Consider the following 14,020-nt stretch of genomic DNA (forward strand, 5'->3'; position numbering starts at 1 on the left):
GTGACCTATCTAATTAGAAGGAGTGATGAGAATGAACATTACGGTCATTGGCACCGGCTATGTCGGGCTCGTATCGGGTGTCTGCTATGCGGAACTGGGGAATAAAGTCATCTGCGTCGACAAGGATCTTGGGAAGATCGAGATGCTGCAGGCTGGCGAGATTCCCATCTATGAACCGGGGCTGAAGGAATTGGCTGACAAGAACAGCTCCGCCGGAAAGCTCGCTTTCACAACCGATCTGAACGAAGCCGTGCGTCAATCGGACATTATTATTCTCKCTGTCGGAACGCCTCCGATGCCAAGCGGCGAGGCGAATATGGCCTATATCAATCAAGCCGCCCTTGATATCGCCGAAGCGATGAACGGCTACAAAATTATCGCTGTAAAAAGCACGGTGCCGGTTGGAACGAACGAACGGATCCGCGAGCTGATCGGTACCCAAACCTCCGAGCCGTTCGACAGCATTTCACTGCCGGAATTTCTGCGCGAAGGTTCTGCCGTCATGGATACGCTGAATCCGGACCGGATCGTCATCGGTGCAGATAACCAAAGTGCGGCCGATACGATGGTCCAGCTGCATCGGCCGCTGACGGAGCAAATCATCGTGACGGATATCCGCAGCGCTGAAATGATTAAATACGCGTCCAATGCTTTTCTCGCTACGAAAATTTCGTTCATCAACGAGATTGCGAACATTTGCGAGAAGGTAGGCGCAGACGTAACGAAGGTTGCGGAAGGGATGGGCTACGATAAGCGGATCGGCCAGTCGTTCCTAAAAGCGGGAATCGGCTATGGAGGCTCCTGTTTTCCGAAGGATACGAGAGCTCTCATCCAAATTGCCGGTAACGTCGATTACGAGTTCAAGCTGCTGCGGTCGGTTGTGGAAGTGAATCAAGATCAACGGTTTAATGTGATCCGCAAGCTGGAGACGATCTTTAATGGCCAGCTGCGAGGTAAGACGGTCGCGATATGGGGATTAGCCTTTAAGCCGAATACCGATGACGTCCGCGATTCACCGGCCCTTGAAATCATTCAATATTTGGTAGAGAACGGCGTGAAGGTGAAAGCTTACGATCCTATTGCTATGGGAAACTTCAAGGCCGTATACGGCAAGGAAGGCGTTAAATGGTGTAATCAGGCACTTGAAACCGCTCAGGACGCCGATGCGCTTTGTTTGCTAACGGAATGGGATGAATTCGCGGAAGTGGATTTGAATCTGCTGCAATCCGTCATGAATCAGGCCATTCTGATCGACGGACGCAATGTGTTTAATGAGGAAGATTTGCTCGGAACCGCATTCGTTTATTATTCCGTCGGACGCCCGAGCCTGAATAAAGGCGTTAAACAGCAAATTCCTGTCATGCAATTGTAATTCTAATGATAGTGGGGTTCTTTCATGAAAAAAGCAGCGAGTATTGATTTAAGCGATATTTCGAATGAATTATCATTTCTCTTATTCATTCTGCGCGACGTTCAAGAGTTGGATGAGAAGAGGATACGAGAATACGCTTCAAATATGAAGTGGGATTCATTCATGGAATTGACCTTGCATCATCGTGTTTATCCGATCGTTTACTTGAAGCTAAGTCAAATCCATTCATCTCTTATTCCTGCTGAAATTATGGAGCTGCTCCGCTATCATTACAATTCCAATATCCTTAAGATGATGCAGCTGACTAAAGAGATGAATATGATTTGCGGAAAACTATCAGACAACAGTATACGCACCCTTTTGTTGAAGGGCCCTACTTTGGCCATTCAGCTTTACGGTGATATGTCGCATAGGACCTCCAAGGATCTGGATATTCTGCTCGATGTCGAAGATGTGGAAAGAGCAGAGGAAGTTTTGATACGGCTTGGATATGAATTAGAGGATAAGCGTTCATTAAATCATAATTGGAAAGAGAAGTTGCATCATCTTTCCTTCCGTCATAAAGAAAATGGTGTACAAGTTGAAATGCATTGGCGATTAAATCCTAACTCCAGTGATTCTCATTCATTCAATCGGCTGTGGGGACGCAGAAATAAAGTTCTTTTATTGAATCGGGAATTTCATTGCTTAGGAAATGAAGACCTGCTCTATTATCTTGCTGATCACGGCGCCAGGCATGCCTGGTTTCGATTGCGCTGGTTAATGGATATCGATCGTTTAATGCCTAACATAGATAGCGGGAAAATGCATGATTATTTTAGACAGTACGGTGGGCAATCCTTCACAGGGCAGGCTTTCCTATTAGCCTCTAATCTGCTTGATTCAAAGATTCCACAATCTATGAATCAAGTGACGAATAATAAGAAGGCTCTTCGGCTAGCGAAAACATCTTTGTTTTTTATCAAAAAGATCGTTAAATTAAATCCGGTTCCGGAGAAAAGCGTCGTTTGGCATTATTTCAGGTACACTCTATCCCTACTTACAGGGAGGCAGAAAGCGAAGTATCTTCTGAATCACCTGGAACCTAACGTAGAAGATATGTCTCTATTGCCGCTATATAAACCATTTCATTTTCTATATGTTCCGCTCCGGCCGTTTCTATGGTTTTGGAGAAATATCATAAATAATTAATTTTATTTAGAAAAAAGAGACACAAAATGAATATTAAGTACGAATAGTATAAATAAATACAAGATTTATACGACTTGATAAACGGGGTGTTTACTCTGAATGAATATCGAATATTTGGTTTGAACATTAGTAGTGAAATTGTTCTGCCTGAAGCATATGAAATACATGGAATTATTTCGGAATTTGATGTAGAAATTAAATTGAATCCACCACTGGAAGATTGCCAGGATCAATTTACAACGGCCAACTACCGCTTCGATAACGGTCGATTTCTCTTTCATGTACCCGAAACAGCCATTTACAGCATTACATCCGGTACGCATATCACGGTAACCCCGTATCCGGGAGCGGACGAGGCGAAGATTCGGCTTTTCCTGCTTGGAACCTGTATGGGCGTACTGCTCATGCAGAGAGGGATTCTCCCCCTGCACGGGAGTGCAGTCGTCATTGACGGGAAGGTTTACGCCATTGTCGGGGAATCGGGTGCCGGCAAATCGACTCTTGCCGCAGCGTTTGTACGCGCAGGATATCCATTAATGACGGATGACGTTATCGCGGTCTCCTTGTCCAATGATTCGGCAGCAGCTACTGTCTATCCATCCTATCCGCAGCAGAAGCTTTGGGAGGAAAGCATAGAACAATTAGGATTGCTCTCTCACAACTATTCATCGATTTACCAAAGGGTTAACAAATACGCGGTGCCTATACGGTCCCAATTTTGCAGAGAGCCTCTTCCTCTCGCCGGGGTAATTGAGCTTATCAAAGCTTCCGATCCAGAACCATCTCTTAAAGCCTATAACACATTAGAAGGGCTTCATGCCTTAAATGTGCATACCTATCGAAATTCTCTTCTCCATCTGTTGAACCTGCAGCAATGGCAATTTCAGTCGATTGCCCGGCTGGGTTCCGGGCTCCCTGTGTACCAGCTCCGCCGCCCGGCAGACGGTTTCTCCGCCTTTGGCTTAGTTGATCAAATTATAAGTATGACCAATAAAAGGGAGGTTGTTATTTCATGAGCGTAGATATCATTACCGCTAACGAAATTGTTGTACAGTCGGATGGTTACCTGGTAAGCGAAATGAACGGGGAGAAGATCATGCTGAGCATCGAGAACGGCAAATACTACAACTTAGGCCAGCTCGGGGGCCGAGTGTGGGAGCTGATGGCATCCCCTGTATCCATAAAAGATATGGTTAAGCAGCTAGTAACCGAATATGAGATAGAGCCCGGAGATTGCGAACAGCAAGTTCGTACTTTCTTGCAGCAGCTTAAATCCGAAGGACTCATACAAGTTAGAAAGGAATAACGAACTTGTATAGGAAAGCGATAAGAAAAGGTAAGAGATTTATAGCTTATCCCGCAGACTTGAAGCGGATGTATGCGGAGGCTTATTTTTACTTAGCTTTGGCGAGGGTGCTTAAGCTGCTGCCATTCGCCAAAGTAGCTCCTTCTCTTGGCGAGCATATGAGGGAGACACCGTATACGAGCACGATGGGTCAGGATCTCATCCATCGCAAGGTATCCAAGGCCGTTCATGCGATGAGCCGCGTCACATGGTGGGAAAGTCAGTGCATGGTCAAGGCTGTCGCGGCGATGAAGATGCTGCGGCGAAGAGGAATCGCAAGTACGCTCTATCTGGGCAGCGGCAGGGATGAGACGGGGAAGATGATTGCTCACGCTTGGCTGCGCAGCGGTTCGTATTATGTAACCGGCAATGAAAGACTGGAACGGTATGCTGTCGTTGCCGTGTTCGGGAATCACACAGAAGCCGCGGATCTGTCGCCAATTAAGCGATAATCGGCATTAGGKGTTTTTCTAATGAAGGATTTATTGTATTTTATACGAAAAATGCGCCAGGTCTCAGGATTCCGTCTGTACCTCAATATGTTCACTACATTCGTTATCAGCTGTCTGGACGGCATCGGAATCTATATGATCGTTCCTATGCTTAGCATTATAGGCGTATTTCAAATGAATATGGACGAAGTGCCGCTTGTCTCTTCCTTATTCGCATTCATCGAGTCATCGTCGATTGAGTTAAACTTGCCGGTCGTACTAGCAATATACGTGATGATCGTAGGGGGACAAGCTTTGCTTCAGCGAAGCCAGATGTTGTTGAACTCACGGATTCTGCAAGGCTTCGTCCGTTCACTCCGGACGGAAACGTATCAGGGGCTGCTTGGGGCGAAATGGGAGTTCTTCCTCCGCAAGCGGAAGTCGGATTTTCATCACGTCATGGTGAACGAGCTCGGACGGGTCAGCTACGGCACTTCCCTCTTCCTGCAGATGGTCACAGGCATTATTTTTACGGTTATTCAAATCGGTCTGGCCTTCTGGCTGTCCCCGTTGTTAACGGCCGTCGTGCTTATAAGCGGTGGAGTACTCGCTCTATTCTCGCGCAAGTTCATTAAGAAGGCGGGGCATATCGGCGATAAGACATCGGAGCTTTCCCAAAGCTATTTTGCAGGAATAAGCGATCATTTCAACGGCATCAAGGATATTAAGAGCAACAGGCTGGAAGGCTCGCATATCCATTGGTTCAACGGCATGAGCAAGCAGCTGGAGAGCAACGTCATCCAATTAGTACGAGTCAATTCTTTGTCCCAGTTCATCTACCGGATCTCTTCCATAACGCTTATTGCCGGATTCGTCTATTTAGCTTTGGAGGTTTTCCACACGCCGGCTGAGCAATTGATTCTGGTTGTTCTCATCTTCTCGCGGCTGTGGCCGAGGTTTATCGGGATTCAGTCGAATATCGAACAGCTGGCGACCAATCTGCCTGCTTTCAAAGCCATGCGTAAGCTGCAGCAGGAATATGAGCAAGAGAAAGAACTCAACTTGTCAGGTTCTTCGGACGGGGGAAAGCCATTTCAATTGCAGGACGGAATCGAATGCAGACAAGTCAATTACCGGTACGACCCTAAAGAGCCGGTGTTCGCTCTGCGTGATATCAACGTCTATATTCCTGCGAATCGCATGACGGCTATCGTTGGTATGTCCGGTGCGGGGAAAAGCACGCTGATTGATATGCTCATGGGGCTTATCGGGCCGGAGAGAGGGCAAGTGCTGATTGACGGCGTTACGCTGAGAGACGAGAAGCAGCTTCTCTCGCTGCGGAGCGCAATCGGCTATGTGGCACAGGATCCTTTCCTCTTCAATGCAAGCATTAGGGATAACTTGAAGCTGGTTGACCCTAATGCCGACGACACCGAGCTGTGGAACGCTTTGAAATTTTCCGTATCCGATGAATTTGTACGCATGCTGCCGCAAGGTTTGGATACGGTCATCGGTGACAGGGGCATCCGGTTGTCCGGGGGAGAACGGCAGCGGATTGTACTCGCAAGAGCCATATTGAAGCGTCCTTCCATCCTTGTGCTGGACRAAGCGACAAGCGCGCTGGACAGCGAGAACGAACGGCTGATTCAGGAAGCGCTTGACCGTCTTAAAGGAAGCATGACCATTATCGTCATTGCGCACCGATTATCGACAATCCGCAATGCGGATCAGGTCATTGTCATAGAGCAGGGCGAGGTTATTCAACAAGGCGGCTATAAACAGCTGTCTCAAGAAGCCAAAGGAAAGTTCAGACAACTGCTCAACTATCAAACAGGCGTTAACAGTTAGTTCGGTCACTCCAGACGCTATTAAATATAACTAGATAGGATTGGAGTAATAATGAGTGCGATAACCGGTGTTTTTAATTGTAATGAAGAACCTGTAACTGTCGAAACGATCGAAAACATGATGCAAGCCTTGCAAAAATACCCTGCCCATGATGTGCGGGTTTGGCATGACCGTTTCGTATTTTTAGGTTGTCACGCGCAATGGATCACACCCGAATCGACTATAGAACGGCTGCCCTATTACGACGAGCAACATAAGCTTGCCATTACCGCAGACGCGATCATTGACAACAGGGAGGAATTATTTAACCGGTTGCAGGTGGAGCATTTCCGGCGGAAACAGATGACGGACAGCGAGCTTATTTTGGCGGCTTACCTGAAATGGGGGAAGGAAGCCCCGCGATACCTAATAGGAGACTTTGCATTCATCATTTGGGATGAGCAAAAACGCCAACTTTTCGGTGCGCGTGATCTGTCGGGAAATCGAACGCTTTATTATTATCATCATTCAGGACGGTTTGCTTTTTGCACGGTGATAAATCCGCTGTTTACTATTCCCGGAGTCAAGAAGGCACTGAATGAGTCATGGCTGACCGAGTTTCTCATGATTCCTATCATTTTGGATACGATCGACGTTCACTCCACGGTCTATCATCATATCGATCAAATTCCTCCCGGCCATTCGATTACGGTGGCGGACGGAAACCTTGCATTGGAKCAATACGGGACATTCATAACGCCTGGCGGGAAACTTAAACTAAAAACAAACGGCGAATACGAAGAAGCATTTCGTGAAGTCTTTCAGGAAGCCGTTACATCGAAGCTCCGGACATGCCGGAGTGTTGGCGCAAGCTTAAGCGGAGGGTTGGATTCGGGGGCTGTCGTAAGCTTTGCCGCAAACCCGTTGCGGCAGGAAGGGAAAACATTACAAACCTACAGTTATGTCCCTCCCTCTGATTTTGTGGATTGGACACCGAAAAGCTTGCTTGCCGACGAGAGACCTTATATCGGGGCTACGGTTCAGCATGTAGGCAATATCGCGCACAACGATTTGGACTTCCCGGGTCGCAACTCCTTTGAGGAAATGAATGACCTGCTCGAGCTGATGGAGGCGCCTTATAAGTTTTTTGAAAATTCATTCTGGATCAAAGGGATTCTCGAGCAAGCGGAGAAGGACGGAGTCGGAGTATTGTTGAATGGAGGGAGCGGGAATTACTCCATCTCGTGGGGCCCGGCGCTGGATTACTACGCTCAGCTTTTAAGAAAGCTGCGTTTGCTGCGACTTTACCATGAACTGAAGCTCTATGGCAGAAATATGAGAATCGGGAGATCAAGGCTGCTGCCCATAATCGGCAAACTGGCATTTCCGGCTCCGACTTTTTTTTCGAAGCCCTCGCCGGATATCACGCTTTTAATTAATCCGGATTTAGCGGAACGAACCAAAGTCTTCGATAAACTGAAACACCATGATGTCGGATTAACCGCTTCTTCAATGAACGAGTTTGAGGCAAGAATCTATCAGTTCGAAAATTCGTCGTTCTTAAACCATCAGGGGACGTCATCAACGAAATTATCGTTACGCTATGCCGTCAGGGAAAGGGATCCGACCTGTGATCCCAGGGTGGTTCGATTTTGTTTATCCGTGCCTGTAGAACAATATGTTCAAAAGGGTATGGACCGTTCTTTAATTCGAAGATCGACCGAAAATTATTTGCCCGATAAAGTCAGGCTCAATCTTCGCGTTCGGGGCGTGCAGGGGGCGGACTGGATCCATCGCATGATTCCATCGTGGAGTGCTTTTACGGAAGAACTTCATCAGCTTTGCCTGGATGCCCGGGCTTCGTATTTTTTGAACGTGAAACAAATCAAAGAATCGCTTTCGAAAATCGGAAACTCGCCCAAACCTGAATTGGCCTTTGATCCGAATGTAAGATTATTAATGCAAAGCTTAATTGTTTACCGTTTTTTAAAGCGATTTTAACGCCAAGCATGAGAGGAGGTGATACAAATGACAAAGGAATTGAAGAAAGAATGGCAGCCGCTGACGTTGGAACTCCTTGATGTCAGTGCAACCATGGGTGGAAAAAACGGAGTGTATCCTGACAGAAATGGCAAAGGCAACAATAATGGTCACCCTCATGAGGTGGACTCCTAGGTTGACTTACTACGAGTCCCATTATTTTCAGGGCCCTTATACCTTTAAAACGTATAAGGGGCCTTCTTAAAGATAAAGAAGGTTTAAGTTCACGGAAGCTTTCTTTATCGTTAAGAGGGTAAGGAAGAAATAGGTGTAATGAATCATAAATCGATAGGGTGTGATTGCATGAGCGTTATAGCGGGTGTTATACAATTCGATAGACCTCTGCATCCAACTGATGGGGCTGCAAATTTCATGGAGGCCGTACGGCAGTTTCCCGGAGATGGCTTTGAAGTCTGGGAGGAAACGTCGGCTCTTCTCGGCTGCCGGTCCCAATGGATAACACCGGAATCGGTTAATGAAAAGCTTCCTTTTCGGGATATGCAATCCGGACTGGTTATAACCGCTGATGCAATCATTGACAATCGCGGACAATTGTTCGAGCAGCTTGAGATTGAGCGAGATAGAAGAAGCGGGATAACGGACAGTGAGCTCATCCTGCTGGCTTATCGCAAATGGGGTCCGGAGACGCCGCGTTATCTAATTGGAGACTTCGCTTTCGTTATATGGGATGCAAGCAGAAAGCTGCTGTTTGGGGCGAGAGATCAGCTGGCCAGCAGGACCCTGTATTATCACCGCAGTTCGTATCAATTCTCGTTCTGCAGTGTAATCCATCCGCTATTCTCCCTAACGGGAATAGATAAGAGACTATGCGAAGAGAGGTTTGCCGAATTTTTGGCGATACCGACGCTCTTGGATGCTGTCGATGTCCATACGACCTATTATGCAGATGTGTTGCAGTTGCCTCCGGCACACACGTTTACTTTGCATGAGGGGAAGCTAACGGTTGCAAAGTATGGCTCATTAATGCCTGATAAGAGCCTTACCTTGGGCTCTGATGACGAATATGTGGAGGCCTTTCAGCAAATTTTCCAAGAATCGGTTCGCTCCAGACTGCGTACCTTCAAGCAGGTGGGAGTCACCCTTAGCGGGGGACTTGATTCCGGCTCAGTGTCAGGGTTCGCTGCGAGGATGCTCGCTAAGGAAGGCAAGAGCTTACAGGCCTACAGCTACATTCCCGAACGGGATTTCAAAGATTGGACGCCTAGAAGCATGTTTGCGGATGAAAGTCCTTATATTCAGTCCATCGTCGATCATGTAGGAAATATGAATTCGAACTTATTAGATTTCCCGGGGATGAGTCCTTTTACGGAGATGGATGAATGGATGGACAGTTTAGAAGGACCATACAAAAATTTCGAAAATGCATTCTGGGTCAAAGGCATTCATGAGGAAGCGGCGCGTCAAGGAGTAGGTGTTTTGCTCACAGGCGCCCGGGGAAATTACTCGATATCCTGGGGCTCAGCTGTTGGTTATTACAGCTTGCTGGTGAAGAAGCTACAATGGCTCCAATTATACCGAGAGATTACGATGTACGGCGAGCAATTGGGCATCGGCCGGAAACGGATCGTTCGCGCGATTAGACAGCAGGTTTTTCCGGAGAAAGGGTCTCCGTTTCAACCGGGGGTACCTTCCATCATCCAAGCTGATTTTGCAAGGAGCTCCGGGGTATATGAGAAGCTATCGCAGTATGATGTCGGTTTGCGGGAGTCAACGTATCAAATGCTGAGGGAACGCGAGAATTATTTCAGCAATCAGGCGGTTTTAAGTATGCAGGGCACCATTTCGGCCAAATCATCCTACCGGCTGGGAATATGGGAACGGGATGCAACCAGCGATATACGACTGATCAAATTTTGCCTGTCCATCCCCGTGGAGCAATATGTGAAGGATGGCTTCGGACGTTCTCTTATCCGAAGAGCAACCAACAATATACTACCGGACAAGGTTCGATTGAATCAACGGACACGAGGCGTTCAAGGCATGGATTGGGTGCATCGGATTATTCCCCGGTGGCCGTCGATAGAAGAAGAGCTTCGTACACTGTGCAGCGATGAGCGGGCTTCCCGCTACTTGGATGTGATGCAGGTGAAGGAATCGATGAGCAAGGTAAGTTCGGGTATTAAGCCCGAGCAGGCTGATGACCCTCACTTAAAGCTGCTTATGCGCAGCTTGATTGCCTATCGTTTTCTCAAAAGGTTGATTTAGCATTTCGAACGGTACTTGAAAGGAGGTGATGGTATGGAGAAAAAACAATGGACAGCTCTTTCGCTGGAAGTGATGGAAGTATCCGAGACAATGGCAGGTTTTGGCATATCGAAAATCGACTATACTTATGTTGACGGCAAGCTCGTAGACCTCGATGTTTATGATTCTTAGGATTCTTCGGCACTAAATCCGGAGCAGACTGAAAGCCTCACTCAAATATACTTATGTGCTGCTAGATAGCTTATCGGTTTCTCAATCGGCAGAAATCGGACATGAAAGGAGGTGGAGTGTAATGGAGAAAAAACAATGGACGGCACTATCCCTGGAAGTGATGCAAGTATCGGAAACGATGGCAGGTTTTGGTGTATCGAAAATGGATTTTACTTACGTTGACGGTAAGCTTGTTGACATTGACGTGTATGATTCCTAGGATTTATCGTATTCCATTGCAGTACTAGAAGACGCCGTAGAGGACACAGCTTTAGCTGTGCCTTTACGGCGCTTTTTGTGTTGAGCAACCAATGTTCGGTGAAAATAAAGTGTCGGACTAATAATTATCAAGACTTAAACTAAAGAAAACATTCTTTGGTTTTACGTTTAGGCCTTGAGAGTTCAAAACTATGCCTTACCATGTCATGAAGATCATCTTCCGACAGTCCTTCGTCCAGAATCACTGTATTCCAGTGCTCTTTGTTCATATGATACCCCGGCTTAACTTCCTTAAATGCCTGTCGAAGAAAATGGGATCGTTCAGGATCACATTTAAGGTTAACGCAAAGATGTTTATCTCGGTTGAATATCAAGGCAAATAATTTCTTGTTCTCTTTATGGCGAATGGCCGTCCAGCCTTCTCCGAAAGGTTGATCTTCATACGAGCCTGGATAAGACAAGCAGTATTCTACGAATTCTCCTATTTCCATCTGATCTTCTCCTGTCTTTGGTAGAATTCATTTTGTATTAGATTCAATTTAATGTTAATTTACGAGACAAGCAAGATGTCCAAGGTTAACCAATTTGGAACTATCATGCCCGTTAGCACAATAAAATGGTAACTCTAAATATCAGTTCATAGACTCTGTCGAAATCGTCTCGCATCCGTTGAATAATGCAAATTTTTGAAAACAATCGTTCAAGGCTGTTCGCAATTGCTTTGTTGGCTTTATGTCGTTCTCGTACCAGATGTTTTTAACAACGAGCGTCCCGGCTTTTCGCTCCACGATTACCTCGGCTCGTCCGATGAGACTTTCTCCGTATAATAGAGGCAACACATAATAGCCGAATTTCCGTTTGATTGCAGGCGTGTAAATCTCCCAGGTGTAATCGAATCCAAACAATTCCTTGATCAGTTTTCTGTCCCATATGAAATTATCTAGTGGGGCAATCAGCTCGCAGCGCCATTTCAGCACTGGATTTTGCAGAACGGCTTCAATAAGCGGCAAGTCCTCACTGCGGCAATAAAGTATATCCTTCATTTGTTCCACGGCAACAGCAACTATGCGAGATTCGTGCAACAGTTGGCGGAAAACCTCGTTGCGCTGCTCCGCTTTCAATCCCCAAATGTTCAGCCAAGCATCGGATGCGCGATTCCATAAAAGGCCAACGGCGCCGATTCGACGCAGTACCCGCCACTTGTGATGCTTAAGCTCGCTCTCCAGTGGCTCCGGCGCATTCAGCAGATTTGGCTGAATGTACTTTACGGCGACATCATAATATTTACGCATTCCTTTTTTGTGATGTATAATCAACTCGCCTGTCGAGTACATCTGCTCTAGCACCGACCGGGATGAATTGTTTCCGCTGCTCCAGTGGATGGCCGATTGCCAAGCGAAATTTCTATCCAATTTTAGATCATCCGAACTTAGCACACCATGATTTTGGATGTGAGCTCGTACTTGCTCTAACAGCACTTCCATTTCGGGATAGCGCTTGGCATGTTGTCTTGCGGCCTGCCTGTACCGCTCAAAATACGGCCAGTCCTCGACAGGGATGATGGCCAAATTCTTATCGGGATAATCGACAAGAATTCTATCTTCATAGAGCAACTCGGCGAGCATGTTCTTGGTAAATCCTTTGATTCGCGACTGCAACACCAGTTCGGCGTTTTTTCCGCAAACATCTATGGGATCGTATTGAATACAGCCGACCTGCCGCACAAAATCCAATACACCCAGCTTTCCGGTAAAATGATATTCGCCCAACAACCCATGCTTCAATAGCAGAAATTGCCGTGCCTGGCGATTCGTCAATTGGATCATATATACATCGGCTCCTTTGCTCTTTTTAAATGATATCAACCACGCCTTTTCACCTTATCCGTTGGAAAATACAAAAAACAAACACATGTTCCCATAAAATGTACCATTATTTCGAGCATAAAAACAAGCTATTGAAAAATGCTTCCAGTTAACGCAATGAAGCTGCCGTTTTCCGCGGCAGCTTCATCAAGGTTGTGTATTGAGCTAAAGTTCCCAGTTAGTTGAATGGATTATTCAAATACGTCCAAATATAAGTGTAATTCATGATATAATAAATTTGGCAGAAATTGTATTGGAGGGATTGATCTGAAGTCGTTTGCTAAATACTTCTTGGTTGCTCTCACTACTGTTTTAGTTGTGTTGTCTGTGCAACGTTATCCTTTCCAAGAGAAGCATTCTGATAACATTGCAGTCAATGATGGTGTTGTGGTCACCAAGGAATTTAGCGTTAAGTCCGACACTGCAAATCAAAACACATCGGTAAAGGGAACGATCATAGTATGGGGCAACAAAGGAATGGCTGAGCGTATACGAATAGTTACGTCGTTTGAGATTGATCCCGAAGATTTCGGCGGAATGACGGTTTACATCCCGAAGAAATGGTATATCTCTAATATATTAAGTAGTTATCCTTATAATCAAAAAACATCACTAGAACCATATGCTTCTGAAAGTGATATGAACCTAGGTAATGAATGGAGAAATATGGTGGAAGTCGGAGTAACAAAGCTGCAAAAACCGGCAGGCGGAGGAACTGGAACGGTAATAATTGATCTAGTTTCTGATCGAAAAGCAATATTACCATCGGAAACCTTCAACATTTTAGTTACCGTAGGTTCCGATACGAATCCGAAAAATGGTGTGAAGTCAATAGGAGTAGGTTCTATCAAAATTCCGATCTCTGTGAACACTGAGAGTTAAGCTTGAAAACAAAATGGAAGCATTCTCAATCCGTCACGCTAAACTGCCAGTTAGTTTAATTAAAAGTGCATTTCTGAGGATCACGGGGCTGTATAGAAGTTCTTGTTCTATACAATAAATAAAAAACTGCGTTTAAGCGACTTGATGTTGTCGTTTGACACTCCGCGAACAGCAAGTCTCTTTATTGCCCACCTGATCGTTGGAAACGGGCATAAGAAAAACCACCATGGCACAATGCCTTGGCGGTTTGTTTATCGTTGATCTAATGTATATTCTTTGTCAGCACCTTCAGACGGTCCGACTTGCACAGTTTAGGAGTCTGTAAAATAGTTTGTGTAAACTCCTAAACCTACTAAAATGKAAGTAGATGAAAGGTTGGGAGAGCACATGGGATTATGGACAAAAGAGCAAC

At 46.0% G+C, this 14,020-nt stretch carries 14 protein-coding genes; 12 read left to right on the forward strand and 2 right to left on the reverse strand.

The window, feature by feature from the left end; all coding sequences use genetic code 11:
* The first annotated feature begins 31 nt into the window (after positions 1-31).
* The 11 genes from AB4Z33_RS25290 to AB4Z33_RS25340 all read left to right on the forward strand — a co-directional run bounded on the left by AB4Z33_RS25290 (position 32) and on the right by AB4Z33_RS25340 (position 10,862).
* Entirely contained in the window at positions 32-1,372 is a 1,341-nt protein-coding gene (locus AB4Z33_RS25290) for a UDP-glucose dehydrogenase family protein (RefSeq protein WP_442052550.1), read from the forward strand.
* Between the two features lie 24 nt (positions 1,373-1,396).
* Positions 1,397-2,563, forward strand: a complete 1,167-nt coding sequence (locus AB4Z33_RS25295) for a nucleotidyltransferase domain-containing protein (RefSeq protein WP_442052551.1) — start codon at positions 1,397-1,399, stop codon at positions 2,561-2,563.
* 74 nt (positions 2,564-2,637) lie between these two features.
* Positions 2,638-3,579 carry an aldolase gene (locus AB4Z33_RS25300; protein ID WP_442052563.1) on the forward strand — a complete coding sequence of 314 codons (942 nt, stop codon included), beginning with the start codon at positions 2,638-2,640 and terminating at the stop codon, positions 3,577-3,579.
* Positions 3,576-3,869, forward strand: a complete 294-nt coding sequence (locus AB4Z33_RS25305; protein WP_442052552.1) for a lasso peptide biosynthesis PqqD family chaperone — start codon at positions 3,576-3,578, stop codon at positions 3,867-3,869. The genes AB4Z33_RS25300 and AB4Z33_RS25305 overlap by 4 nt, the downstream gene beginning before the upstream one ends.
* 68 nt (positions 3,870-3,937) lie before the next feature.
* Positions 3,938-4,360, forward strand: coding sequence for a lasso peptide biosynthesis B2 protein (locus tag AB4Z33_RS25310; RefSeq protein WP_442052562.1), 423 nt, complete (start codon positions 3,938-3,940; stop codon positions 4,358-4,360).
* A 21-nt stretch (positions 4,361-4,381) separates the two neighbouring features.
* On the forward strand, positions 4,382-6,187 hold the full coding sequence (locus tag AB4Z33_RS25315; protein WP_442052553.1) for an ABC transporter ATP-binding protein: 1,806 nt from the start codon (positions 4,382-4,384) through the stop codon (positions 6,185-6,187).
* A 51-nt stretch (positions 6,188-6,238) separates the two neighbouring features.
* A complete protein-coding gene (locus AB4Z33_RS25320) occupies positions 6,239-8,167 on the forward strand; it encodes an asparagine synthase-related protein (protein ID WP_442052554.1) in 1,929 nt (642 codons plus the stop codon).
* Between the two features lie 27 nt (positions 8,168-8,194).
* Complete coding sequence (locus AB4Z33_RS25325) at positions 8,195-8,341, forward strand: paeninodin family lasso peptide (protein ID WP_442052555.1); 147 nt, start codon at positions 8,195-8,197, stop codon at positions 8,339-8,341.
* 237 nt (positions 8,342-8,578) lie between these two features.
* Positions 8,579-10,432: an asparagine synthase-related protein gene (locus AB4Z33_RS25330; RefSeq protein WP_442052556.1), complete on the forward strand. Its 1,854-nt coding sequence runs from the start codon at positions 8,579-8,581 to the stop codon at positions 10,430-10,432.
* 33 nt (positions 10,433-10,465) lie between these two features.
* Positions 10,466-10,603, forward strand: coding sequence for a paeninodin family lasso peptide (locus AB4Z33_RS25335; protein ID WP_442052557.1), 138 nt, complete (start codon positions 10,466-10,468; stop codon positions 10,601-10,603).
* 121 nt (positions 10,604-10,724) lie between these two features.
* Positions 10,725-10,862 (forward strand): paeninodin family lasso peptide, encoded by a 138-nt coding sequence (locus tag AB4Z33_RS25340; protein WP_442052558.1) that lies wholly within the window; start codon positions 10,725-10,727, stop codon positions 10,860-10,862.
* Between the two features lie 139 nt (positions 10,863-11,001).
* On the opposite strand, the gene AB4Z33_RS25345 is transcribed toward AB4Z33_RS25340, so the two are convergent.
* Both AB4Z33_RS25345 and AB4Z33_RS25350 read right to left on the reverse strand, forming a co-directional pair.
* On the reverse strand, positions 11,002-11,352 hold the full coding sequence (locus AB4Z33_RS25345; protein WP_442052559.1) for an MmcQ/YjbR family DNA-binding protein: 351 nt from the start codon (positions 11,350-11,352) through the stop codon (positions 11,002-11,004).
* A gap of 141 nt (positions 11,353-11,493) precedes the next feature.
* The gene (locus AB4Z33_RS25350; RefSeq protein WP_442052560.1) at positions 11,494-12,687 is read right to left on the reverse strand and encodes a winged helix-turn-helix domain-containing protein; all 1,194 of its coding nucleotides are present in this window, start codon (positions 12,685-12,687) and stop codon (positions 11,494-11,496) included.
* A 330-nt stretch (positions 12,688-13,017) separates the two neighbouring features.
* On the opposite strand from AB4Z33_RS25350, the gene AB4Z33_RS25355 reads away from it, so the two are divergent.
* Positions 13,018-13,608 carry a hypothetical protein gene (locus AB4Z33_RS25355; protein WP_442052561.1) on the forward strand — a complete coding sequence of 197 codons (591 nt, stop codon included), beginning with the start codon at positions 13,018-13,020 and terminating at the stop codon, positions 13,606-13,608.
* Positions 13,609-14,020: the final 412 nt, after the last annotated feature.

Source organism: Paenibacillus sp. 2TAB19, assembly GCF_052115185.1.
In the GTDB taxonomy this organism is placed as follows: Bacteria; Bacillota; Bacilli; order Paenibacillales; family Paenibacillaceae; genus Pristimantibacillus.